The 25,527-nt window shown below is 71.5% G+C and carries 18 protein-coding genes; 10 read left to right on the top strand and 8 right to left on the bottom strand.

The window, feature by feature from the left end:
* The first annotated feature begins 12 nt into the window (after positions 1-12).
* On the top strand, positions 13-2,085 hold the full coding sequence (locus tag AVW11_RS11885; protein ID WP_076043956.1) for a phosphocholine-specific phospholipase C: 2,073 nt from the start codon (positions 13-15) through the stop codon (positions 2,083-2,085).
* A 63-nt stretch (positions 2,086-2,148) separates the two neighbouring features.
* Here AVW11_RS11885 and AVW11_RS11880 read toward each other — a convergent pair whose 3' ends face one another.
* The 4 genes from AVW11_RS11880 to AVW11_RS38275 form a co-directional block, all read right to left on the bottom strand.
* On the bottom strand, positions 2,149-3,159 hold the full coding sequence (locus tag AVW11_RS11880) for a quinone oxidoreductase family protein (RefSeq protein WP_076043955.1): 1,011 nt from the start codon (positions 3,157-3,159) through the stop codon (positions 2,149-2,151).
* 70 nt (positions 3,160-3,229) lie between these two features.
* On the bottom strand, positions 3,230-4,120 hold the full coding sequence (locus AVW11_RS11875; RefSeq protein WP_051700451.1) for a phosphatase PAP2 family protein: 891 nt from the start codon (positions 4,118-4,120) through the stop codon (positions 3,230-3,232).
* Positions 4,121-4,194: 74 nt separating this feature from the next.
* On the bottom strand, positions 4,195-5,235 hold the full coding sequence (locus AVW11_RS11870) for a LacI family DNA-binding transcriptional regulator (protein WP_030849155.1): 1,041 nt from the start codon (positions 5,233-5,235) through the stop codon (positions 4,195-4,197).
* Between the two features lie 136 nt (positions 5,236-5,371).
* Positions 5,372-7,837, bottom strand: coding sequence for an alpha-amylase family glycosyl hydrolase (locus tag AVW11_RS38275; protein WP_240528162.1), 2,466 nt, complete (start codon positions 7,835-7,837; stop codon positions 5,372-5,374).
* Between the two features lie 222 nt (positions 7,838-8,059).
* On the opposite strand from AVW11_RS38275, the gene AVW11_RS11855 reads away from it, so the two are divergent.
* The 9 genes from AVW11_RS11855 to pulA all read left to right on the top strand — a co-directional run bounded on the left by AVW11_RS11855 (position 8,060) and on the right by pulA (position 22,189).
* Positions 8,060-9,331 (top strand): extracellular solute-binding protein, encoded by a 1,272-nt coding sequence (locus tag AVW11_RS11855; RefSeq protein ID WP_030849161.1) that lies wholly within the window; start codon positions 8,060-8,062, stop codon positions 9,329-9,331.
* Between the two features lie 7 nt (positions 9,332-9,338).
* Positions 9,339-10,385 (top strand): carbohydrate ABC transporter permease, encoded by a 1,047-nt coding sequence (locus AVW11_RS11850; RefSeq protein ID WP_030849164.1) that lies wholly within the window; start codon positions 9,339-9,341, stop codon positions 10,383-10,385.
* Between the two features lie 2 nt (positions 10,386-10,387).
* Positions 10,388-11,236, top strand: a complete 849-nt coding sequence (locus AVW11_RS11845) for a sugar ABC transporter permease (protein ID WP_030849166.1) — start codon at positions 10,388-10,390, stop codon at positions 11,234-11,236.
* Positions 11,237-11,285: 49 nt separating this feature from the next.
* Positions 11,286-12,935, top strand: coding sequence for a glycoside hydrolase family 13 protein (locus AVW11_RS11840; RefSeq protein ID WP_076043954.1), 1,650 nt, complete (start codon positions 11,286-11,288; stop codon positions 12,933-12,935).
* Positions 12,932-13,933 carry a LacI family DNA-binding transcriptional regulator gene (locus AVW11_RS11835; RefSeq protein WP_234331054.1) on the top strand — a complete coding sequence of 334 codons (1,002 nt, stop codon included), beginning with the start codon at positions 12,932-12,934 and terminating at the stop codon, positions 13,931-13,933. The genes AVW11_RS11840 and AVW11_RS11835 overlap by 4 nt, the downstream gene beginning before the upstream one ends.
* Before the next feature lie 116 nt (positions 13,934-14,049).
* Entirely contained in the window at positions 14,050-14,406 is a 357-nt protein-coding gene (locus tag AVW11_RS11830) for a hypothetical protein (RefSeq protein WP_030849175.1), read from the top strand.
* On the top strand, positions 14,403-14,654 hold the full coding sequence (locus AVW11_RS11825) for a hypothetical protein (RefSeq protein WP_030849178.1): 252 nt from the start codon (positions 14,403-14,405) through the stop codon (positions 14,652-14,654). Before AVW11_RS11830 ends, AVW11_RS11825 begins: the two co-directional genes overlap by 4 nt.
* A gap of 359 nt (positions 14,655-15,013) precedes the next feature.
* Complete coding sequence (locus AVW11_RS11820) at positions 15,014-16,726, top strand: carbohydrate-binding module family 20 domain-containing protein (protein ID WP_076043953.1); 1,713 nt, start codon at positions 15,014-15,016, stop codon at positions 16,724-16,726.
* A 96-nt stretch (positions 16,727-16,822) separates the two neighbouring features.
* Entirely contained in the window at positions 16,823-22,189 is a 5,367-nt protein-coding gene (gene pulA, locus AVW11_RS11815) for a pullulanase-type alpha-1,6-glucosidase (protein WP_107423266.1), read from the top strand.
* Here the strand turns inward: pulA and AVW11_RS11810 are convergent.
* From AVW11_RS11810 to AVW11_RS11795, 4 genes are all read right to left on the bottom strand, one after another.
* Positions 22,176-22,712 carry a GNAT family N-acetyltransferase gene (locus AVW11_RS11810; protein ID WP_030849186.1) on the bottom strand — a complete coding sequence of 179 codons (537 nt, stop codon included), beginning with the start codon at positions 22,710-22,712 and terminating at the stop codon, positions 22,176-22,178. The two genes, pulA and AVW11_RS11810, sit on opposite strands and share 14 nt — an antisense overlap.
* Before the next feature lie 62 nt (positions 22,713-22,774).
* Positions 22,775-23,491, bottom strand: coding sequence for a TetR/AcrR family transcriptional regulator (locus AVW11_RS11805; protein WP_060178225.1), 717 nt, complete (start codon positions 23,489-23,491; stop codon positions 22,775-22,777).
* A gap of 23 nt (positions 23,492-23,514) precedes the next feature.
* Positions 23,515-24,561, bottom strand: coding sequence for a PDR/VanB family oxidoreductase (locus tag AVW11_RS11800; protein WP_076043952.1), 1,047 nt, complete (start codon positions 24,559-24,561; stop codon positions 23,515-23,517).
* Positions 24,558-25,454 (bottom strand): metal-dependent hydrolase, encoded by an 897-nt coding sequence (locus AVW11_RS11795; RefSeq protein ID WP_060178224.1) that lies wholly within the window; start codon positions 25,452-25,454, stop codon positions 24,558-24,560. The genes AVW11_RS11800 and AVW11_RS11795 overlap by 4 nt, the downstream gene beginning before the upstream one ends.
* Between the last annotated feature and the right edge of the window lie 73 nt (positions 25,455-25,527).

Genomic DNA, 25,527 nt, shown 5'->3' with positions numbered 1-25,527 from the left:
GGTTCTCACCCCATGGCAGAACTCAACCGCCGCCGGTTCCTCCAGCTCACCGGCGGCGCGGCCGCCCTGTCCCTGCTGGGCGAGAGCATCGCGCGCGCCGCCGCCATCCCCGCGCAGGGCACGACGGGCACCATCGCCGATGTCGAGCACATCGTGGTCCTGATGCAGGAGAACCGTTCCTTCGACCACTACTACGGCGCCCTGCGCGGTGTCCGCGGCTTCGGCGACCCGCGCCCCGTGACCCTGCCGAGCGGCAAGTCCGTCTGGCACCAGGCCGACAACGCAGGCAAGGAGACGCTGCCCTTCCGCCCGCCGTCCGACGACCTCGGCATGGAATACCTCCAAGGCCTCAACCACGACTGGGCCGGCGGACAGAGCGCCTTCAACAAGGGCAAGTACGACAACTGGGTGCCCGCCAAGACGCCCGCCACCATGGCCTACCTGACGCGCGAGGACATCCCCTTCCACTACGCCCTCGCCGACGCGTTCACCATCTGCGACGCCTACCACTGCTCGTTCATCGGCTCGACCGACCCCAACCGGTACTACCTCTGGTCCGGCCACACCGGCAACGACGGCAAGGGCGGCGGCCCCGTCCTCAACAACGCCGAGCTCGGCTACGACTGGACCACCTACCCCGAGCGCCTGGAGGCGGCCGGGATCTCCTGGAAGGTCTACCAGGACATCGGCGACGGCCTGGACGCCGCCGGCTCCTGGGGCTGGATCAACGACGCCTTCCGCGGCAACTACGGCGACAACTCGCTGCTCTACTTCAACAAGTACCGCAACGCCCAGCCCGGAAGCCCCCTGTACGACAAGGCCCGCACCGGCACGAACGCCAAGGCCGGCGAGGGCTACTTCGACCGGCTGCGCGCCGACGTGACGGCCGGCACCCTGCCGCAGGTGTCCTGGATAGCCGCCCCGGAGGCGTTCAGCGAGCACTCGAACTGGCCCTCCAACTTCGGCGCCTGGTACATCGCGCAGGTGCTGGACGCGCTGACCTCCGACCCCGACGTGTGGGCCCGTACCGCCCTGTTCATCACCTACGACGAGAACGACGGCTTCTTCGACCACGTCGTCCCGCCGTACGCCCCGGCCGACGCGGGTCAGGGGCTGTCGACCACGCCGACCGCCCTCGACGTCTTCCCCGGCAAGGCCGGCTACGTCGCCGGACCGTACGGGCTGGGCCCGCGCGTGCCGATGCTCGTGGTCTCGCCCTGGAGCACCGGCGGCTACTCCTGCTCGGAGACCTTCGACCACACCTCCGTCGTCCGCTTCATGGAGAAGCGCTTCGGGGTGCGGGAGCCGAACATCTCGCCCTGGCGGCGGGCCGTCTGCGGAGACCTGACCTCGGCCTTCGACTTCGCCCGCAAGGACACCTCCACGGTGTCGCTGCCCGACACCGGCCAGTGGGAGCCGCAGGACCGCGAGCGGCACCCCGACTTCCGGGCGACCCCGCCGGCCGTGGGGGCGATGCCGCGCCAGGAGAAGGGGCAGTGCCGCACCCGCCCGCTGAAGTACGCCCCGTACGTCGACGGCGCGGCCCTCACCGCCGAGGGCAGGTTCCGGCTGACCTTCAGCGGCGGTCCGGACCTGGGCGCGCAGTTCTACGTCACCTCCGCCAACCGGACCGACGCCCCGTGGACGTACACCACCGAGGCGGGCACGTCGATCTCGGACACCTGGAACACCCGCTACTCGGCCGGCGTCACCGACCTGACCGTCCACGGTCCCAACGGCTTCCTGCGCGGCTTCCGCAACCCCGGCACCACCCCCGGCCCCGAGGTCACCGCCCGCCACAACGGCGCCACGGGCAACCTGGACCTCACCCTCACCAATGCCGGGGCGTCGACGGCGACCCTCACAATCACCAACGCGTACGGCGGAGGGGCCAAGCGGCTCACGGTCGCCAAGGGCGCCACCGTCACCCACAGCGTCTCCCTGAAGAACACGCGGCGCTGGTACGACGTGACGGTGACCGCGTCCGAGACCCCGGACTTCGGCCGCCGCTTCGCCGGCAAGGTGGAGACCGGCGCGGCCGGCCTCTCGGACCCGGCGATCCTGACGGACCAGTCGCCCTCCTGACACGAGGGACGCGAGAGCGCCTGTGCCCCGGAGGATTCCGGGGCACAGGCGCTCTCGTCGCGATCAGCTCCGCGTCTCCTCGCGGCGTCCGACAGCGGCCGCACCGGGTACGACGAGCAGCTTGCCGGTGGTGCGCCGAGCCTCCAGATCGCTGTGGGCCTGGGCGGCCTCGGACAATGCGTAGCGGCCCGTCACGGTGACCTCAAGCGCCTTGGAGCGCACCCACTCGAACACATCGGCGGCGCGTCGGAGCAGTTCGGACCGATCGGCGATGAAGTCCCCGAGGCTGGGCCGGATCAGGGTCAGCGAACCGCCGTGGGCGAGCCGCATCGGATCAAACGGAGGCACGGCACCACTGGCCGCGCCGAAGAGCACGAGATGGCCGCGGGTTCGCAGGCTGGCGAGGCTCGCATCGAAGGTGTGCGCGCCGACGCCGTCGAAGACGACCGGCAGTCCCTGACCGCCGCCCAGCCGCCTCACCTCGGCTGCGAGATCGTCGACTGCGGAGGAAATGATCACCTCGGCGGCCCCGGCACGCTTCGCGAGCTCGGCCTTCGCCGTGGTCGACGTCGTGCCGATCACCTTGGCGCCGAGATGGGTGATGAGCTGGGTCAGAAGCAGCCCCATGCCACCGGCAGCCGCATGCACGAGCACCGTGTCGCCCCCCTGAACCGGGTAGGCGTCCTTGATGAGATAGTGCGCGGTCATGCCTTGGAGGAGCACGGCGGCGGCTGTCTCGAAGCCGATATCGTCGGGCAGCGGCACCAGGCGGGAGGAGTCCACGACGGCCCGCTCGGCATACGTGCCGGGAATCTCCACCCAACCGACCCGGTCCCCGACTGCGACGTCAGTGACTCCGGGTCCGACGTCGACGACCGTGCCGGCGCCCTCAGCGCCCGGGGTGAAGGGCAGCGGAAGGGTGTACCGGCCTTCGCGGTGGTAGACGTCGAGGAAGTTGACCCCGGATGCGGCGACCTCCACGACCGCCTCGCCCGGACCCGGCCGCGGCTGGTCCACCTCGGCCTCCCGCAGCACCTCGGGACCGCCCACTTCGTACACCTGAATCGCTCGCATAACCCCTCCGATAACGGTTCCCCCGCACCAACCCCGCTGATGGCGATCGGATTCCCGGCAAGCAATACGCCTAGCGGGGGGTGCGGAAACGGTTCAGGAGTTCCGACGCCGGGTGCGGGCCCGCCTGCTCGGGGTGGCGGGGCAGGCGGTGCGGCATCGAGCCGTACCAGGTGCGCGAGACGGCGTAGCCGAAGGCCAGACAGATCATGCCGCCCACGGCGTCGAGCCAGAAGTGGTTGGCGGTGGCCACGATGACGACGAGGGTCGCCGTCGGGTAGAGCAGGCCCAGGATCCGGGCCCAGGGGGCCGAGGCGACCGCGAAGATCGTCAGCCCGCACCAGAGCGACCACCCTATGTGCATGGACGGCATCGCAGCGTACTGGTTCGACATGTGCTTGAGGTTCCCGGAGGCCATGGAGCCCCAGGTGTGGTGGACCAGCACGGTGTCGATGAAGTCCTGCCCGTTCATCAGCCGGGGCGGCGCGAGCGGGTAGAGGTAGTAGCCGACCAGGGCGACGCCGGTGGTGGCGAAGAGGACCAGGCGCGTGGCCGCGTACCGGCCGGGATGGAAGCGGTAGATCCACACCAGCACGCCGATGGTCACGACGAAGTGGAGCGTGGCGTAGTAGTAGTTCATGCCCACGATCAGCCACGTCACGGAATTGACGGCGTGGTTGACCGACTGCTCGACGGCGATGCCGAGGGTGCGCTCGACATCCCAGATCCAGTCGGCGTTCGCGAGGGCGATCGACTTCTGCTCGGGTACGGCGTTGCGGATCAGCGAGTAGGTCCAGTAGCTGACCGCGATCAGCAGGATCTCGAACCAGATCCGCGGCCGGCGCGGAGCCCGCAGCCGGGAGAGCAGGGCGCGGTCGGAGCCCGGGCGGGTCTCGGTCTCGACCACTACGGGTGAGGAGACGTCCGTCCGGGTTTCCAGTGTCTTCACGCTCGATTCACCCATGGGGAGAGAGTCTGCCAGATGAGCTCTCGCCTCCGATCATCCCTCGGGACGGTCTTCGGCGCAGCCGCTCCGTCTCAGGTACGACTCGGGGTGCGGCGCTGCCCGGGACCCGAGGCGGTGGAGCCCCGCACCACCAGTTCCGGCAGGAACACGAATTCGCTGTGCGGGGCCGGCGTACCGCCGATCTCCTCCAGCAGCGTCCGTACTGCCGCCTGCCCCATCGCCTGCACGGGCTGGCGGATCGTGGTCAGCGGCGGGTCGGTGAACGCTATGAGCGGGGAGTCGTCGAAGCCGACGACCGAGACGTCCTGCGGCACCCGCAGCCCCTGCTGGCGGGCCGCCCGGATCGCGCCGAGCGCCATCATGTCGCTCGCGCACACCACGGCCGTGCAACCCCGCGAGATGAGCGCGGACGCGGCGGCCTGGCCGCCTTCGAGGGAGTAGAGGGAATGCTGGATCAGCGCCTCGGACTCGGCCTCGTCGAGTCCGAGGCGCTCCTTCATCCCGGCCCGGAAGCCCTCGATCTTGCGCAGGACCGGCACGAACCGCTTCGGGCCGACGGCGAGGCCGATGCGGGTGTGGCCGAGCGCGGCGAGGTGGGTGACCGCGAGGTGCATCGCGGCGCGGTCGTCGGGGGAGACGAAGGGGGCCTGCACCTTGTCGGAGAAGCCGTTGATCAGGACGTAGGGGACACCCTGGCCGCGGAGTTGGTCATAACGGCCCATATCGGCCGTGGTGTCGGCGTGCAGGCCGGAGACGAAGATGATCCCGGAGACCCCGCGGTCGACGAGCATCTCGGTCAGCTCGTCCTCGGTGGAACCGCCGGGCGTCTGCGTGGCCAGCACCGGCGTGTACCCCTGGCGGGTCAGGGCCTGGCCGATGACCTGCGCGAGCGCCGGGAAGATGGGGTTGTCCAGCTCGGGCGTGATCAGGCCGACGAGGCCGGCGCTGCGCTGGCGCAGCCGTACGGGACGCTCGTAGCCGAGGACGTCGAGCGCGGCCAGCACGGATTCGCGGGTGCCCGCGGCCACACCGGGCTTGCCGTTGAGCACGCGGCTGACTGTGGCTTCGCTGACCCCCGCCTGGGCTGCGATGTCGGCTAGCCGTGCGGTCACGGGATTGGACTCTACCGGTCGCCGTGTCACCTAGGAACCTGGGTGCGCGGAGTGAGACGTCCGGGTTTGTGTACGGGTTTCGCGTGCGCGTGCGGGTGCGGGTGCGGTGGAGCGGGCCCGGGCCCGGGGCGGGGCGTCAAGGGGTCCACCAGGTGCAGGAGTCCGCGGGCAGGCGGACGGTGCGGCCGTCCGTCTCCACGGGGGCGCTGGAGAGTACGGGGCGGCCGGGCGCGGGCAGTTCGACGGGGTCGGGGCGGGTGTTGAGGGTGCAGGCGAAGCCGGGGCGGGTGAAGAGGAGGACCCCGTCGGGTGCGGACTGCCAGCGCATCCCGCTGGGGTCGGCCGGCCCGCCGGCCTCCGGGGCGCCCAGGCCGGGGAGGGCGCGGCGCAGTTCGAGGGCGGCGCGGTAGAGCTCCAGCGTGGAATGCGGGTCGCCGGTCTGGGCGGCGACGCTGAGCCCGGCCCAGGCCGGGGGCTGCGGCAGCCAACTGCCGGCCGGCCCGAACCCGTACGGGGGCTCGGCCCCCGCCCAGGGGATGGGAACGCGGCAACCGTCACGCAGCCCGTCCTGCCCGTCCGCCTCCGGCGCGGTCAGCAGATCGGGGTCGGCCCCGGCCCCGGTCCCGGCCTCCGGCCGGGCCTCGCCTGCGGCCTCCGGCCGGGTGGTCCCGTGCACCCGCGGCGCGACTGGCCAGGGGGTCGACTCCGCCCCGGCCCCGTCCCCGGCCTCCGGCCGGGTGGTCCCGTGTGCCGGCGGCGCGGTGCGCGGTGCCGCCTCCGGCGTGGGCTGCGGTTCGGGCGCGGCCCCGGTCCCGGCCTGCGGCCCGCAGCACGCCCGGGCCTCGGCCTGCGGCCTGGTGGCGGCGTGCGCCTGCGACGTGGGCCCGGCCCCAGTGCCGGGTTCGGCCTGCGGCCCGCAGCAGGCCCAGGCCTGCGGCCCGGTGCCGGCCTCGGCCTGCGGTCGGCAGCACGCCCGGGCCTCGGCATGCGGCCTGGTGGCGGGGTGCGCCTGCGGCGTGGGCTGCGGTTCGGGCGCGGGCCCGCGCCCGGCCTGCGGCCCGGTGCCGGCCTCGGCCTGCGGCCCGCAGCACGCCTGGGCCTCGGCCTGCGGCCTGGTGGCGGCGTGCGCCTGCGACGTGGGCCCGGCCCCAGTGCCGGGTTCGGCCTGCGGCCCGCAGCACGCCTGGGCCTCGGCATGCGGCCTGGTGGCGGCGGCCGCCTCCGGCGCGGGCTGCGGTTCGGGCGTGGGCCCGGTCCCGGCTTGCGGCCCGCAGCACGCCCGGGCCTGCGGCCCGGTGCCGGCCTCGGGGTCGCCCGGGCGGGGGGCGATGATGCCGGGGGTCGCGGGCCCCGGGCCGGGGGCGGGCTCGCCTGCGGGCGGGGGGATCGGCTGGCGGCGCCCGCGGCGGAAGGCCGGGTCCTGGCGGGACTCAGGGGGGAGGTCCGCGACCTCGGGGAGGCCCAGCTCCTCGCCTTGGTAGAGGTACGCCGAGCCCGGGAGCGACAGCATCAGCATGGCGGCGGCCCGGGCGCGGGCCAGGCCTTGCGCGCCGCCGCCGTAGCGGGTGGTGTGCCGGACCACGTCGTGGTTCGACAGCACCCAGGTGGTGGGGGCGCCCACCGCCGTCGTGGCGGACAGGGACTCGTCGATCACCGTCCGCATCGCCTCCGCATCCCACGGGCACGTCAGGAAGCGGAAGTTGAACGCCTGGTGGAGTTCGTCCGGCCGGACGTACAGGGCCAGCCGCTCCGAGGACGGGGCCCAGGCCTCGGCGACCCCGATGCGCTGCCCCTCGTAGGAGTCGAGGAGCCGCCGCCACGAGCGGTGGATCTCGTGGACCCCGTCCTGGTCGAAGAACGGCAGCGGCTGCGTGCCGATGAGCGTGGCCTGGGCGCCGCGCCCGATGTCCGGCAGGCCCTCCGCCTTGACCATGCCGTGGGCGACGTCGATGCGGAAGCCGTCGACGCCCAGGTCGAGCCAGAAGCGCAGGACGGAGTCGAACTCCTCCCGCACCTCCGGGTGGGTCCAGTCGAGGTCCGGCTGCTCGGGTGCGAAGAGGTGCAGGTACCAGGCGCCGTCCGGGACCCGGGTCCACGCCGGTCCGCCGAAGATCGACTCCCAGTCGTTCGGCGGGAGGCTCCCGTCCGCGCCCCGCCCGCGCCGGAAGAGGTAGCGCTCCCGGGCCCCCGGCTCGCCGGCGAGCGCGGCGCGGAACCACGGGTGCTGCTCCGAGGTGTGGTTCGGCACCACGTCCACGATGATCCGCAGCCCGAGCTGGTGCGCGGCCCGGACGAGCTCGGCGGCGTCGTCGAGGTCGCCGAAGAGCGGGTCGACGGCCCGGTAGTCGGCGACGTCGTAGCCGCCGTCCGCCTGTGGGGAGACGTAGAAGGGCGTGAGCCACACGGCGTCGACCCCGAGGCGGGCGAGGTGGGGGAGGCGGGAGCGGACACCGCGCAGGTCGCCGATCCCGTCCCCGTCGCTGTCGGCGAAGGAGCGCACGTACACCTGGTAGATGACGGCATCGCGCCACCAGTCACCGCTTGCGGTCGTCGCGTTGCTGTAAGCGCTTGCAAGGCCGACGGCCGTCGACTCGTGGGTCATATCGGGGTCAACGCGGCAACATGCCCCCTGGTTGCGGGCCCGGGCAGTCGAAGACGACTCGAACTAACAGCAAGCTGCGGCAACCGTACGGACACACGGATGTAACGATCCCCTCCGCTTGCAGAAAGTTTGCGCAAGCCCTTTCGGTCGTCTTTCAGTCTTGTTACGTTCCTGGCAACTCGGGACCGCGAGGGCGCGGCCGGGATCATCGAAGGAGTTCATATGCGGCGTGGCATAGCGGCCACCGCGCTGGTCGCGGCCCTGGCGCTCGCGGCGACGGCTTGCGGCGGTGACGACAAGGGCAACGGCGGGACCGAAGCCGGCGGCGAGCTTTCCGGCACTGTCACGTGGTGGGACACCGCGAACGACGCCGAGAAGGCCAGCTTCCAGAAGATCGCCGAGGCGTTCACCGCGAAGCACCCGAAGGTGACCGTCAAGTACGTCAACGTCCCGTACGGTGACGCGCAGAACAAGGTCAAGAACGCCTTCAGCAGCGGTTCCGACGCGCCTGACGTGATCCGGGCCGACGTCGGCTGGGTCGCGGACTTCGCCTCCCTCGGCTACCTCGACGAGGTCCCGGCGGACATGGCGAAGAAGGTCGACAGCGAGTTCCTGCCGCAGGCCGCGGCCAGCGGCAAGTACGAGGGCAAGACCTACGCCGTGCCGCAGGTCATCGACACCCTCGGCCTCTTCTACAACAAGAAGATGCTCGCCGACGCCGGCGTCCAGCCCCCCAAGACGCTGGCCGAGCTGAAGACCGCCGCCGAGGCGATCAAGGCGAAGACCGGCAAGGCCGCCCTCTACCTGCGCGGCGACGACTCCTACTGGTTCCTCCCGCTGATCTACGGCGAGGGCGGCGACCTCGTCGACGCGAAGAACAAGACGGTCACCGTCGACAACGAGGCGGGCGTCAAGGCCTTCAAGACCGCCCGTGACCTGGTCGCCTCGGGTGCGGCGATCACCAACGCCACCGACGGCTACGCCAACATGCAGACGGCCTTCAAGACCGGCGAGGCCGCCATGATGATCAACGGTCCGTGGGCCGTCGCCGACACCTACGCCGGCGACCAGTTCAAGGACAAGGCCAACCTCGGCATCGCCGCCGTCCCGGCCGGCTCGGCCAAGGCCGGCGCCCCGCAGGGCGGCCACGACCTCGGCGTCTACGCCGGCTCGAAGAACCGCGCCGCCGCCCACGCCTTCGTCGAGTACATGACCTCGCAGGAGGTCCAGGTCCAGTCCGCCAAGGAGCTGAGCCTGCTGCCGACCCGCACCGCCGCCTACGAGCAGCCGGACGTCAAGAGCAGCGAGATGGTCGCGTTCTTCAAGCCGGCCGTCGACAAGGCCGTCGAGCGCGCCTGGATCCCCGAGAACGGCTCCCTCTTCGAGCCGCTGAAGGTCGAATACACCAAGGCGATCACCGGGGCGTCGAGCCCGGAGGACGCGGCCAAGGCGGCCGGCATCGAGTTCCGCAAGATCCTCAAGGGCTGGAAGTAACGAAACGATGGCTGCTGACACCAGCCAGTCTGTGGTGAAGGCCGCGGACGACGGAGTCGGGAACGACTCCGCCGTCCGCGGCCGGAGCCGCTGGACTGACAGCGGGAACACAGGGAACACCCGGAACACAGGTGGTCTGAGGCGCGCCCTCGCCACCCACTGGTACGCCTGGGCCATGGTCGCCCCGGTCGTGCTCGTCCTCGGCGTGATCATCGGCTGGCCGCTCGTGCGCGGCATCTACCTGTCGCTGACCGACGCCAACGAGCGCAACGTCGCCCGTGACATCGGCGCCCGCCACATCGACGCCACGTACGAGTTCATCGGACTCGACAACTACGCGGCGGTCCTCGGCGACCCGGTGTTCCTCCAGCGGCTGGTGTGGACGGTGGTCTGGACCGTCGCGTGCGTGTCCATCACGTTCGTGCTCGGACTGACCCTCGCCAACATGCTGAACCGGCAGTTCCGGGGCCGCGCCGCCTACCGGATGGCGCTCATCCTGCCCTGGGCCGTGCCCGGCTTCGTGTCCGTCTTCGCCTGGCGGTTCCTCTTCAACCGCGACAACGGCATCCTCAACAAGGTCCTCGACGGCGGGGGCATCGCCGCCGTGCCGTGGCTCGACGACCCCACCTGGGCCAAGTTCTCGGTCATCGCCGTCAACGTCTGGCTGGGCATCCCCTTCATGATGGTCGCCATCCTCGGCGGCCTGCAGTCCATCCCCGGCGAGCTCTACGAGGCCGCCGAGATGGACGGCGCCAGCGCCTGGCAGCGCTTCCGCCACATCACCCTGCCCGGCCTGCGCACGGTCAGCATGACGGTGATCCTGCTCTCCACCATCTGGACCTTCAACATGTTCCCGGTGATCTTCCTGCTCACGCGGGGCGGACCGGGAGACTCCACGGAGATCCTGGTGACCCAGGCCTTCCGGGAGGCCTTCATCACGAGCCCGCGCGACTTCGCCGTCTCCGCGACGTGGGGCGTGCTGATCCTCCTGCTGCTCATGATCTTCGCGCTGGTCTACCGGCGCTCGCTGCGCAAGCAGGGAGAGGTGTGGTGACCATGACCACGACCCGCACGCGTACCCGGGGAAGCCGCTCCCCCTTCGCCTCCTTCGGCCTGCACGCGACCCTCGTCGTCGCGTCCGTCATCGCCGTCTTCCCTGTCCTGTGGATCCTGCTGACCTCGCTCAAGCCCGCGCAGCACGCGATCACCACGGACTTCGTCAAGGAACCCACGCTCAGCAACTACACGTACCTGCTGGAGTCGAGCCACTTCCTCGACTGGTTCCTCAACTCCGTCCTGGTCGCCGGCGTCACCACCGTCCTCGGTGTCTTCATCGCCGCCACCACCGGATACGCGGTCAGCCGGTTCAAGTTCCCCGGCATGAAGCCGCTGATGTGGACCCTGCTCATCACGCAGATGTTCCCCATGGCCATCCTGATCGTCCCGCTCTACAACCTGATGGGACAGCTCGGGCTGCTCAACCAGCCCGTCGGCCTGATCATCACCTACCTCACCATCGCCGTGCCGTTCTGCGCGTGGATGATGAAGGGCTTCTTCGACACCATCCCGGTCGAGATCGACGAATCCGGCCGCGTCGACGGACTCAACCCCTTCGGCACCTTCTGGCGGCTGATCCTCCCGCTCGCCAAGCCCGGCCTCGCCGTCACCGGCTTCTACGCCTTCATCACCGCCTGGGGCGAGGTCGCCTACGCCTCCGCCTTCATGGTCGGCGAGGAGAACCTCACCCTGGCCGGCGGCCTCCAGACCTTCGTCACCCAGTACACCTCCAACTGGGGTGCGATGAGCGCCGCCTCGGTCCTCATCGCCATCCCCGCGGCGATCTTCTTCGTTTTCGCCCAGCGTCACCTCGTCGCCGGGATGACGGCAGGCGCCACCAAGGGCTGACCACCCGAGCCTGCCGTTCCCCTTCCGGCCCGATCTCTCCAAGGACGACATGACCCAGCACCTCGCCGACGCACTTCCCACCACCACCGGCACCACGCCCGGCTGGTGGAGAGACGCGGTGATCTACCAGGTCTATCCGCGCAGCTTCGCCGACTCCAACGGAGACGGCATGGGGGACCTCGAAGGCATCCGCAGCCGCCTGCCCTACCTCAAGGAGCTGGGCGTCGACGCCGTCTGGCTCAGCCCCTTCTACGCCTCCCCGCAGGCCGACGCCGGCTACGACGTCGCCGACTACCGGGCCATCGACCCCATGTTCGGCACCCTGCACGACGCCGACGCCGTGATCCGCGAAGCCCACGACCTGGGCCTGCGCATCATCGTCGACCTCGTCCCCAACCACTGCTCCGACCAGCACGAATGGTTCAAGCAGGCGCTGCGCGAAGGCCCCGGATCCCGGCTGCGCGAGCGGTTCCACTTCCGCCCCGGCAAGGGCGAGAACGGCGAACTGCCCCCCAACGACTGGGAGTCGATCTTCGGCGGGCCCGCCTGGACCCGGGTCGCGGACGGCGAGTGGTACCTGCACCTCTTCGCGCCCGAGCAGCCCGACTTCAACTGGGAGCACCCGGCCGTCCAGGACGAATTCCGCTCCATCCTGCGCTTCTGGCTCGACCTCGGCGCCGACGGCTTCCGCGTCGACGTCGCCCACGGCCTGGTCAAGGCGCCCGGCCTGCCCGACCTCGGCGCCCGCGACCAGCTCAAGCTGCTCGGCAACGACGTCATGCCCTTCTTCGACCAGGACGGCGTCCACGAGATCTACCGCTCCTGGCGGCTGATCCTCGACGAGTACGAGGGCGACCGCGTCCTGGTCGCCGAGGCCTGGACCCCGACCGTCGAACGCACGGCCCGCTACGTCCGCCCCGACGAGATGCACCAGGCGTTCAACTTCCAGTACCTCACCAGCGACTGGGAGGCGACCGCGCTCCGCGAGGTCATCGACGGCTCGCTCGCCGCGATGCGCCCCGTCGGCGCCCCCACCACCTGGGTGCTGTCCAACCACGACGTCACCCGGCACGCCACCCGCTTCGCCAACCCCGCCGGCCTCGGCACCCAGCTGCGCGAGCCCGGCGACCGCGACCTCGGCCTGCGACGGGCCCGCGCCGCGAGCCTGCTGATGCTGGCGCTGCCCGGCTCGGCGTACGTCTACCAGGGCGAGGAACTCGGCCTGCCCGACGTCACCGACCTGCCGGACGAGGTCCGCCAGGACCCGTCGTTCTTCCGCGCCGCGGGACAGGACGGCTTCCGCGACGGCTGCCGCGTCCCCATCCCGTGGTCGGGCACCGAGGCCCCGTACGGCTTCGGCACCGGCGGCAGCTGGCTCCCCCAGCCCGACTCCTGGGCGGAGCTGAGCGTCGAGGCGCAGACCGGCGACCCGTCCTCCACCCTGGAGCTGTACCGGACCGCCCTGCGGCTGCGCCGCGAGCACCCGGACCTGGGCGCGGGCGAGTCCGTGGACTGGCAGGAGGCCCCGGAGGGCGTGCTCGTCCTGCGCCGCGGGAACTTCCTCTGCACCGCCAACACCACCGGCACGGCGGTACGCCTCCCCGTCACCGGCGAGGTGCTGCTGTCCAGCGGCGACACGGTCGAGGACGGCGTACTGCCGGCCGACACCACGGTGTGGTGGCAGGTGACGGCGGGGTGACCTCCCCCCTCCGGCTGACGGACATCGCCGCGCAGGCCCAGGTCAGCGAGGCGACGGTCAGCCGTGTGCTCAACGGCAAGGCGGGCGTCGCGGCCGGCACCCGGCACAAGGTGCTGGCCGCGATGGACCTGCTGGGCTACGAGCGGCCCGTGCGGCTCAAACGCCGCAGCAACGGCCTGGTCGGCCTGCTGATCCCCGAGCTCACCAACCCGATCTTCCCGGCGTTCGCGCAGGTCATCGAACAGGCCCTGGCCGGACACGGCTACACGCCGGTCCTGTGCACGCAGACGCCGGGCGGGGCCACCGAGGACGAACTGGTGGAGCAGCTGGAGGAGCGGGGGGTCACCGGCATCGTCTTCCTGTCGGGGCTGCACGCCGACTCCCACGCGGACCCCGCCCGCTACCAGCGCCTCGCCTCCCGCGGCCTGCCGTTCGTGATGATCAACGGCTTCAACGAGCACGTGAACGCGCCCTTCATCTCCCCGGACGACCGCGCGGCCGCCGAGATGGCCGTACGGCACCTCCAGGACCTCGGGCACGAACGGATCGGGCTGGCCATCGGGCCGACCCGGTACGTGCCCTCGGCCCGCAAGGAGCAGGGCTTCCGGTCCGTCGTCCCGGACGCGGAGGCCGAGGGGCGGATCCAGCGCACCCTCTTCACGGTCGAGGGCGGCCACGCCGCGGGCATGGCCCTCCTCGACCGCGGCTGCACGGGCATCGTGTGCGGCAGCGACCCGATGGCGCTCGGGGTGATACGGGCCGTGCGCGAGCGGGGCCTGCGGGTGCCGCAGGACGTGTCGGTCGTCGGCTTCGACGACTCACCGCTGATCGCGTTCACGGACCCGCCGCTCACGACCGTCCGCCAGCCGGTGCGCGCGATGGCGACGGCGGCGGTGGGCGCCCTCCTGGAGGCGGTGTCCGGGACCCCGGTCCAGCGGACGGAGTACGTCTTCCAGCCGGAGCTGGTGGTGCGGGGCTCGACGGGGCAGGTGCCGTAGGGGCGGGGCGCGGAGGCCGGGGGTCGGGACCTGCGGTGCGGGCGGGACACGCTGAACCGAACCGCACCGTGTCCCGGCTCGTTACTCTGGGCGGGGCCGACGCTTGAGAGGACACCATGACCACACAGCCGGAACACGGCAGAGAGCTCATCCCGCGGCCCGAGCACACCCCCGACGCCCTGCGCGTCGCCCTCGCACGCATCGCCCCCCACCGTCTTGACGAGATGGAGCGGCAGAAGAACGCCGCCTTCGCTCTGGCTGCCGAGCACGACACCCTCGGACCCATCCACGGATGGATCAGGACCTGGGCCCGCGAGGTCGAGATCGAACGCCGACCCGACCTCTTCGAGCGCCGACGCCGTGCCCTGGCCGCCGTCCATGCCACCGGCAGCAACGCCGACCCCGCGTTCCGCCCCGCGATGGACGACCTCCGCGCCGTCGAAGCCGAAGCCGAGGAGTCCGCCGCGCTGTGAGCTGGACGTGGGAGTACGACCCCGGCGAGGAGAACGTGGCCGGCGGGGCACCTCCGGCCTTTGTCGCAGAGGTGGAGAAAAGGGCCGATGAGCTCGTGCGCGCCGCTGAAGCCCTCTACCTCGACGGGACCACGTACCAGGAGGTGAGCCCCGGGAGCTCCGACCAGTTCGTTCCGGGAGGGATGTTCCGCTACCTCGTGGTTCCCCGTCACGAACGTCTCTACGTCGTGCAGATCACCCCCTGGTGACATGGTGAACCGGCCAAGCCGGACTGCCCGGTTCTCCGCCTGAGGGAGCAGGATCCCCATGCGCCTACTGCCGGGGCGGAGCCGCAGGCTGCTGAGTCTCCGACGCTCCTGCTCGACGCGCTCGGCATCCAGGGATTGCGCCCGGGCCGGCCGGCGGTCTCCGCACGCCTGATCGACTTCCCCGCCGGCTTCCGTCCCCCGCCCCCGAACTCGCCCTGTTCCGGGCCGAGTCCACCGGTGGGGGCGGGAGGACACGCCTCGGAAACAATTCTGCAATCTCTTGCGCAAAGTCTTGCAGGCCTCCTACCTGGCACCTACGGTCGCTCCAATCCCCACCTCTTCCGCCAGGAGGCCCCCGCATGCCTGCCAGAGCCGTCAGAGCTGCAACTCTTTTCACCGCCACCGCACTTGCCGCTGCCACGCTCACCGCCATCGCGCCGCAGGCCGCCGCCGCACCCCCCGGCGAGAAGGACGTGACCGCCGTCCTCTTCGAGTGGCGCTTCGACTCCGTCGCCAAGGCGTGCACCGATTCCCTCGGCCCCGCCGGCTACGGGTACGTACAGGTCTCGCCCCCGCAGGAGCACGTCCAGGGCAGCCAGTGGTGGACCTCCTACCAGCCCGTCAGCTACAAGATCGCCGGTCGGCTCGGTGACCGGGCCGCCTTCCAGGCGATGGTCGGCGCCTGCCACGCCGCGGGCGTGAAGGTCGTCGTCGACTCCGTCATCAACCACATGGCGGGCCCGGCGGACGCGGGCGCCACCCTCACCGGGACGGGGGGTTCTTCGTACACGAAGTACAACTACCCGGGCATCTACTCGGGTGCCGACATGGACGACTGCCGGGCGACGATCTCCAACTACCAGGACCGCGGCAACGTCCAGAACTGCGAGCTCGTCCAGCTCGCGGACCTGGACACGGGCGAGGACTACGTGCGCGGCCGGATCGCCGGCTACCTCAACGACCTGCTCTCGCTGGGCGTCGACGGCTTCCGCATCGACGCCGCCAAGCACATGCCCGCCGCCGACCTCGCCAACATCAAGTCCCGGCTGACGAACCCGGGGGTCTACTGGAAGCAGGAGGCGATATTCGGGGCCGGTGAGGCCGTCCTGCCGAACGAGTACCTCGGCAGCGGCGACGTGCAGGAGTTCCGCTACGCCCGCGACCTCAAGCGCGTCTTCCAGAGCGAGAACCTGGCCTACCTGAAGAACTTCGGCGAGGCGTGGGGGTACATGCCCTCCTCCCAGAGCGGCGTCTTCGTCGACAACCACGACACCGAGCGCGTCGGCGACACCCTCACCTACAAGGACGGGTCCGCCTACACCCTCGCCAGTGTGTTCGCGCTGGCGTGGCCGTACGGATCGCCGGACGTGCACTCCGGCTACGAGTGGACCGACAAGGACGCCGGCCCGCCGAACGGCGGCACGGTCAACGCCTGTTACTCGGACGGGTGGAAGTGCCAGCACGCCTGGCGGGAGATCTCCTCCATGGTCGGCTTCCGCAACGCGGCGCGCGGTCAGGGCGTCGTGAACTGGTGGGACAACGGCGGCGACCGGATCGCCTTCGGGCGCGGCTCCAAGGCCTACGTCGCGATCAACCACGAGGGCTCGGCGCTGACCCGGACGTTCCAGACCTCGCTCCCGGCCGGCGACTACTGCGACGTGCAGAGCGGGCGCACCGTGACCGTCGGCTCCGGCGGCCAGTTCACGGCCACGCTCGGCGCCGGGACGGCCCTCGCCCTGCACGTCAACGCCCGCACCTGCGCGGGCACCCCGGCGGTCTCCGGCGGGGCGGCCTTCGCCGTCGACGCCACCACCGTGCCGGGGCAGAACATCTACGTCACCGGTGACCGCGCCGAGCTCGGCAGCTGGAACACCGGCGGCGCCCTCAAGCTCGACCCGGCGGCGTATCCCGTGTGGAAGCTCGACGTCACCCTCCCGGCCGGCACGTCCTTCGCGTACAAGTACGTGCGCAAGGACGCCTCCGGGAACGTCACCTGGGAGAGCGGCGCCAACCGCACGGCCACCGTCCCCGCGAGCGGCAAGGTCACGCTGAGCGACACCTGGCGCAGCTGAGCCGCCGTCCCACAGACCAGGGCCGCCCGGCACCATCTTCCCCGCCCCCCGCCGGGCGGCCCTCATCCATGCGACACGTACACAAGGAGACCCGCCTTGATACGCCCTGCCGCAGGAGTGCTCGCCGCCGCGCTGGCCGTGACACTCCTGCCCGCACTCCCCGCCGCGGCCGCCGAGGCCAAGGTGCCCGCCCCGCCCTCGGACGCGAAGCTGGCCGCCGAACCGGCCCGCCACGACCTGACCCGCGAGCAGTTCTACTTCGTGCTCCCGGACCGGTTCGCGAACGGTGATCCCGGCAACGACCGCGGCGGGCTGACCGGCTCCCGCCTGGAGACCGGCCTGGACCCCACCGACAAGGGCTTCTACCAGGGCGGCGACCTCAAGGGGCTCACCGACCGGCTCGACTACATCAAGGGGCTCGGCACCACCGCCATCTGGATGGCGCCGATCTTCAAGAACCAGCCGGTGCAGGGCAAGGGCGACGACGTCTCCGCCGGCTACCACGGCTACTGGATCACCGACTTCACCCAGGTCGACCCGCACTTCGGCACCAACGCGGACCTGGAGCGGCTGATCGACAAGGCGCACGCGAAGGGGATGAAGGTCTTCTTCGACGTCATCACCAACCACACCGCCGACGTCGTGGACTACCGGGAGGCCTCCTACTCGTACCTGTCGAAGGGGGCGTTCCCCTACCTGACGAAGGACGGAGAGCCGTTCGACGACAAGACTGTTCTTGAATCAAAGGCGGCTGCCGACGGGAAGGGGAAGTTCCCGAAGGTGGACGGGGAGTCCTTCCCGAGGACCCCGTTCGTGCCGGACGCCAAGAAGAACCTCAAGGTACCCGGCTGGCTCAACGACCCGACGATGTACCACAACCGGGGTGACTCCACCTTCGCCGGCGAGTCCTCCGAGCAGGGCGACTTCTTCGGCCTGGACGACCTGTGGACCGAGCGCCCCGAGGTCGTCAGCGGCATGGAGAAGATCTACGAGAGGTGGGTGAAGGACTTCAAGATCGACGGCTTCCGCATCGACACGGTCAAGCACGTCAACACGGAGTTCTGGACGCAGTGGGCGACGGCCCTCGACGCGTACGCGGCCAAGCGCGGACGCGACGACTTCTTCATGTTCGGCGAGGTCTACTCCGCCGACACCGCCGTCACCTCCCCGTACGTGACGCGCGGGAAGCTCGACGCCACCCTCGACTTCCCGCTCCAGGACGCGATCCGCGCGTACGCCTCGCAGGGCGCGGCGGCCTCCCGGCTGGGCGCCGTCCTCGCCGACGACTACCGCTACACCTCGGGCAAGGCCAACGCCTACGAGCAGGTGACCTTCCTCGGCAACCACGACATGGGCCGCTTCGGGACCTTCCTGAAGCAGGACCGGCCGGGCGCGGCCGAGCAGGAACTGCTGGGCCGCTACCGGCTCGCCAACGAGCTGATGTTCCTCTCCCGCGGCAACCCCGTCATCTACTCCGGTGACGAGCAGGGCTACACCGGCGCCGGCGGCGACAAGGACGCGCGCCAGCCGCTGTTCGCGTCGAAGACCGCCGACTACCTGGACGACGACCAGCTCGGAACGGCGCGCACGCACGCGAGCGACGCCTACGATCCGGAGCACCCGCTCTACAAGGAGATCAGTGCTCTCTCGAAGCTGACCAAGGCCCACCCGGCCCTGCGCGACGGCATCCAGAGTGAACGATTCTCCGACGGTTCCGTGTACGCCTTCGCCCGGACGGACGCCCGCACCCGCACCGAGTACCTGGTCGCCGCCAACAACGCGACCGAGTCCCGCACCGTGGAGATCGACGCCCCGGCCGGCACCCAGTACCGCACCCTGTACGGCGGCACGGCGCTGATCCGCGCCTCCGCCGCCGGAAAGCTCACCGTCGTCGTCCCCGCCCTCGGCTCGGTGGTCCTCCAGGCCGTCACCCCGCTCGCCGCCCCCACCGCCAAGCCCGCCCTGACGCTGAAGGCCCCGGCCCCCGGCGCCACCGGCACCGTCGAGCTGTCCGCGGACGTCACCGGCGGCGGCCTGAACCGGGTCGTGTTCGCCGCACAGACCGGCAACGACAAGTGGCAGGTCCTCGGCTCCGCCGACCACGCCCCCTACAAGGTCACCCAGCACATCGACGCCAAGACCCCCGCCGGGACCGCCCTGCGCTACAAGGCCGTCGTCGTCGACTCCGCCGGCCGCACCGCGAGTGCCCTCGCCCAGTCCGTCACCGGCCAGGCCCCGCCCGTCGAGGTGCCCACCGCCACCCAGCGCGACTACGCGGTCGTCCACTACAACCGCCCCGACGGCGACTACACCGACTGGCGGCTCTACGCCTGGGGCGACATCGCCGAGGGCGAGGCCACGCCGTGGCCGGCCGGCCACGACTTCACCGGCCGCGACGCCTACGGCGCCTTCGCGTACGTCAAGCTCAAGCCCGGCGCCTCCTCGGTCGGCTACCTCGTCATCGACAAGGACGGCAACAAGGACGTCGCCGCCGACCGCACCATCGACGTGACGAAGACCGGCGAGATCTGGCTGGAGCAGGGCAAGGAGCCCGCCCGCACCGACCGCCCGGCCTACCCGCCGCAGGACCAGGGCAAGGCCGTCCTGCACTACCAGCGCCCCGACGGCGCGTACGACGGCTGGGGCCTGCACGTGTGGACCGGGGCCGCGACCCCGACCGACTGGTCCAAGCCGCTGCTGCCGACCCGTACCGACTCCTACGGCGCGGTCTACGAGGTCCCGCTCGCCGCCGGCGCCACCAGCCTCAGCTACATCCTGCACAAGGGCGACGAGAAGGACCTGCCCGCCGACCAGTCCCTGGACCTGAAGGCCACCGGCCACGAGGTGTGGATGCTCGGCGGCCGGGAGAAGTACCTCCTGCCGCAGCCCGCCGGCTCCTCCGCAGCCCTCGACCTCACCACGTCCAAGGCCGTGTGGCTCGACCGCGACACCGTCGCCTGGAACGCCCCCGCGGCCGCCGCCTCCGTACAGCTCCTCGCCTCCCGCGAAGGCGCCGTCAAGGCCGAGAACGGCGCCCTGACCGGCCCCGCCCGGTGGCTGAGGCTCGGCCGCACCGAGCTGACCGCCGCGCAGAAGCAGAAGTTCCCGCACCTGGCCGCCTACCCCGCCTTCACGGTGGACCCGCGCGACCGGGACCGCGTCCGCGAGGCCCTGCGCGGCCAGCTCGTCGCGAGCGCCCGCGCCGCGAACGGCGCCGTGCTCGCCGCCACCGGCGTCCAGCTCGCCGGCGTCCTCGACGACCTGTACGCGACGACCGCCGCCCTCGGGCCGGTCTTCAAGGACGGCCGCCCCACCCTGTCCGTCTGGGCGCCCACCGCCCAGCAGGTGTCCCTCGAACTCGACGGCCGCACCGTCGCCATGCGCCGCGACGACGCCACCGGCGTCTGGTCGGTGCGCGGCGAGCGCTCCTGGAAGGGGAAGCCGTACCGCTACGCGGTGACCGTCTGGGCCCCCAGCACCCGCCAGGTGGTCCGCAACCTCGTCACCGACCCCTACTCCACCGCCCTGACCGCCGACTCCACGCACAGCCTGGCCGTGGACCTGGCCGACCCCGAGCTCGCGCCGCCCGGCTGGAAGCAGCTGCGCAAGCCCGCCGCCGTCCCCTTCACCTCCGCGCAGATCCAGGAGCTCCACATCCGCGACTTCTCCGTCGCGGACCGCACCAGCGGCCACCCCGGCCAGTACCTGGCCTTCACCGACTCCGCCTCGGCGGGCATGCGCCACCTGCGCGACCTGGCCGGCGCCGGCACCTCCTACGTCCACCTCCTGCCCGCCTTCGACATCGGCACCATCCCGGAGAAGCCCGCGGACCGCACCGAGCCCGCCTGCGACCTCACGGTGTACGCACCGGACTCGCAGGAGCAGCAGGCCTGCGTGGCGGCGGCCGCCGCGAAGGACTCCTACAACTGGGGCTACGACCCGCTGCACTACACCGTCCCCGAGGGCAGCTACGCCAGCGACCCGAACGGCACGGCCCGCACCGTGGAGTTCCGCAGGATGGTCCAGTCCCTCAACGGGGCCGGGCTGCGCACGGTGATGGACGTCGTCTACAACCACACCGTCGCCGCCGGGCAGTCGGACAAGTCGGTCCTCGACCGCATCGTCCCCGGCTACTACCAGCGCCTGCTGGCCGACGGCAGCGTCGCCACCTCCACCTGCTGCGCCAACACCGCACCCGAGAACGCCATGATGGGCCGCCTCGTCGTGGACTCGATCGTCACCTGGGCGAAGGAGTACAAGGTCGACGGCTTCCGCTTCGACCTGATGGGCCACCACCCGAAGGCCAACATCCTGGCCGTCCGGGCCGCGCTGGACGCCCTGACCCCCGCCAAGGACGGCGTGGACGGCAAGAAGATCGTCCTCTACGGGGAGGGCTGGAACTTCGGCGAGATCGCCGACGACGCCCGCTTCGTGCAGGCCACGCAGAAGAACATGGCCGGGACCGGCATCGCCACCTTCTCCGACCGGGCGCGCGACGCCGTCCGCGGCGGCGGCCCCTTCGACGAGGACCCGCGCGTCCAGGGCTTCGCGTCCGGCCTGTTCACCGAGCCCAACGGCGCACCGGCGGGCGGCACCCCGGCCGAGCAGAGGGCCCGCCTCCTGCACGCCCAGGACCTGATCAAGGTCGGCCTCTCCGGCAACCTCGCCTCGTACGCCTTCACCGACACCGCCGGGCGCCGCGTCAAGGGCTCCGAGGTGGACTACAACGGCTCCCCGGCCGGCTACGCGGCCGCCCCCGGCGACGCCCTCGCCTACGCCGACGCCCACGACAACGAGACCCTCGCCGACGCCCTGACCTTCAAGCTCCCGCCCGCCACCGCCAACCGCGACAAGGCCCGCATGCAGGTCCTGGCCATGGCGACGGCCACCCTCTCGCAGGGCCCGGCCCTCTCCCAGGCCGGCACCGACCTGCTGCGCTCCAAGTCCCTGGACCGCAACTCCTACGACAGCGGCGACTGGTTCAACGCCATCCAGTGGGACTGCCGCGCCGGCAACGGCTTCGGCCGGGGCCTGCCCCCGGCCGCCGACAACGCCCCGAAGTGGCCCTACGCGAAGCCGCTGCTGACGGGACCGGCGCCCACCTGCACCGACATCACCGCCACCGCGGCAGCCCACCGCGACCTGCTGAAGATCCGCACCACCGAGCCGGACTTCGCCCTCACCACGGCGCAGGAGGTCCAGTCCCGGATGGCCTTCCCCCTCTCGGGCCGCGAGGAGACCCCGGGCGTGATCACCATGACCCTCGGCGACCTGGTCGTGGTCTTCAACGCCACCCCCACCACCCAGCCCCAGCGCGTCACCGCCCTCGCGGGCACCGCCTACCGCCTGCACCCGGTGCAGGCCGCCGGCTCCGACGCCACGGTCAAGCAGTCCGCCTACGACGCGACGACAGGAGAGTTCACCGTCCCCGCCCGCACCGTCTCCGTCTTCACACGACGGTGAGCCGGTCGAGCCGCTTCTCCAGCAGGATCACCCCGTAGACCCTGCCGTCCTTCCCCCGCTTGTCGGGGAGTTCCCCGACCACCCGGTAGCCCGCGCCCAGGTAGTACGCGAGCAGCCGGGGGTTGGTGGAGACGCAGTCCAGCCGCGCCCGCTCCCGCCCGGTCCTGGCCGTCCGCCGCTCGGCATGTTCGAGCAGCCGGCGGCCGGCCCCGGCGGGGGCGGTCTCGCGCGACACCATCAGCCGGTGCACGTAGCCCGCCACGGGCGGCTGGATCCCCCAGGCCTCCTCGTCGGACCACCACAACTCGTAGGCCCCGCACACCCGGCCCTCGGCGTCGCCGGCGAGCCACACCTCTCCGTCGTGCATCTTCGACCGGAAGTGCGCCGCGTCCTTGTCGCCGGGCTTCCACTGCTCGATCCCGTGCTTCTGCATCCAGCGGGCGGCCTCGTCGTACAGCCGCACCAGCGTCCCGGCGTCCTTCTCCACGGCAGGCCGGAACAAGATCCCGTCGTCAATGATCACGCGGGCATTATCGGTGATCACCACCGGTTGTGATCAAGGGAGTGCGCAGTATGCGCGCACTGTCACACCACGGGGGCCGCACCGCCCGGAACGAGCCCGACCAGACGCCCGACCAGCTCCCCGAAGGGCCCGTCGGCCGGCTCGTCGGCCAGGATCCGTACCAGGATCCCCGCCATCTCCGCGTCGTACGCGGCGCTCACCGCGGCCAGCGCCGCGAAGTCGTGCACCAGCTGCAACTCCAGCTCGCCCCGCGGGATCCTGCGCCCGTCCAGCCAGATCAACGCGGTGGACTCGGCGAGCGAGACCCACGAGCGCACCACGAGCTCCAGCCGGGCCGGTACCTCGTCCAGCCCGATCCCCAGGTGCGTGAGGATCTGCTCGTACGCCGCCTGCCGGACCTCGTCGATCATCGCGTTGGCCCGGCTGCTGCCGGCCGCGGGACCACCGCGCATCAGCGCCGAGAAGCCCGGCCCGTGGTCCTCGACGAAGGCGAAGAACCGGCCCATCACCCGCAGCAGACGCGCCCCCAGCGGCCCCTCCCGCGGCTCCACGAACCGCTGGGCCAGCTCGTCGGCCGCCCGCCGCAGCGCCGCCTCGTACAGGCTGAGCTTGCCGGGGAAGTAGTGGTAGACCAGCGGCCGGGATATCCCGGCGGCCGCCGCTATCTCGTCGATCGACACGTCGTCGGGGGACCGGTGGCTGAACAGCTCCAGGGCAACCCCGATCAGCTGCTGCCGCCGCTCCTCGACACCCATCCTGCGCCGCACTCCGGTCGTCATGCGGACACCCTACTGGGGAGCGTTCACAGGTCCAGGGCGAGGCGGTCCCCCTTCGCGCGCGAGACGCACAACAGCATCGACTCCCCGCGCTCCTGATCCGTGAGCAGATCGTCGCGGTGGTCCACCTCGCCCGCGAGCACCCGGTGTTGGCAGGTCCCGCAGAAACCCTGCCCGCACGAGTACGGGGTGTCGGGCAGCTCCCTGCGCACCGCGGCGAGCGTGCTCTCCTGTGCGCCGACCTCGACGACCCGTCCCGAGCGGCGCAGTTCGAGCGTGAAGGCCCGCGCCGGACCGGGCGCCGGCGACGGCGCGAACCGCTCCAGGCGCACGGCCCCCGGGTCGTGGGCCGCGGCCGTGACGGCCTGCATGAGGGGTTCCGGGCCGCAGCAGTAGACGAGGGTGCCGGGTGCCGCCCCGGCGAGCCCGCCCAGGTCGGGCAGGCCCACCTCGTCCTCGGGTTGGACCGAGACCTGGTCGCCGTAGGCCGCGAGGTCGTCCAGGAAGGGCATCGAGTCGAGGGAGCGGCCCCCGTACAGCAGCGTCCAGTCGGCGCCGGCCGCGGTCGCGGCGCGGAGCATCGGCAGGATCGGGGTGATGCCGATGCCGCCCGCGACGAACGCGTACGAGGGGGCCGGCAGCAGCTCGAAGCGGTTGCGCGGCGGCCGCAGTTCCAGCTCGGCGCCCTCGGCCAGCCGGGCGTGCGCCTCACGGGAGCCGCCGCGGCCGTCCTGGACCAGCCGGATCGCGATCCGGTAGCGGCCCTCGTCCGCCGGGTCGCCGCACAGCGAGTACTGGCGGACCAGCCCCGAAGGCAGGGTGACGTCCACGTGCGCGCCCGGCGTCCACGCGGGCAGCTCCGGGGATTCCAGGACCAGTTCCAGGACGCCCTGGGCCGGCTGCGTACGGGAGACGATCAGCGCACGCAGCGCGCGGCGCGGGGAATGGCCCGAGACCGGCACATCGAGGGCGGGCAGCGGCCACAGCGGGGACTTCCCGATGCGGCGGTTCAGGGCCCGGCGGGCCGCCCAGGCCGCACCCGCGACCGCCGTGACGGCGAGGGCGCGCCTCATGCCCGCCCCCCGCCGTTCGCGCCGGGGGAGGCGGCCAGGTAGGCCACGGCCTGGGCCGTCGAGCCCTCCTGCGAGGGGTGGTACGTCCGGGAGAGGTACTTCGGTATGGACTTCAGCATGGCGCCCGTCGAGGGGAGGACGCCCTGCTGTCCGGCCATGAAGAACTGCCCGAAGGAGGCCTTGCCGTCCACGAGGTGGGGGTCGTTCTCCATGAAGAAGCGGACCCCGCGCTGCCAGAGGAACACCAGGGCGGTGAAGGCGGTCGCCCACGTCCGGGCCCGGCGCCGGTAGCCGCCGTCGACGTGCATGAACAGGTCGAAGGCCACCGAGCGGTGCTCGACCTCCTCCGCGCCGTGCCAGCGCAGCAGGTCCAGCATGGTGGGGTCGGCGCCGCGCCGGTCGAGGGCGTCGGCGTTCAGGACCCAGTCGCCGAGGAACGCCGTGTAGTGCTCGATCGCCGCGATCATCGCGACCCGCTCCATCAGCCACCAGTGCCGGGCTCGGCCCGGCGGCAGGGTACGGTCGCCGAGCAGCTTCTCGAACAGCCAGTCCACCTGGGCGGTGTAGGGGGTCGGGTCGAGACCCAGGCGCTTCAGGTGCGGGAGGACGTCGTCGTGGGCGGCGGCGTGCATGGCCTCCTGGCCGATGAAGCCGACGACGTCCTCCCGCAGCCGCTCGTCCTCGATGTACGGCAGCGCCTGCTTGTAGACGTGCACGAACCACCGCTCCCCGGCGGGCAGCAGCAGGTGCAGCACATTGATCATGTGTCCGGCGAAGGGTTCGCCGGGCAGCCAGTGGAGCGGGGTGTCCTCCCAGCCGAAGGACACGTTCCGAGGCCTGAGGTCCACGTGTTCCGACGCCACGGGGGCGGGCGCGAGCGGCGTATTAGACATGGCGTCAATGTACTGATGGGTACAAGGGGTGAGAAGACCCCTGCGCCCACTTCTCGCGCCCGCCGCGGTCCGC

It is taken from the genome of Streptomyces amritsarensis (assembly GCF_001953875.1).
Classification (GTDB): domain Bacteria; phylum Actinomycetota; class Actinomycetes; order Streptomycetales; family Streptomycetaceae; genus Streptomyces; species Streptomyces amritsarensis.
Note: the sequence above shows the minus strand (reverse complement) of the source record. Positions and strands in the feature narration are given on the sequence as shown.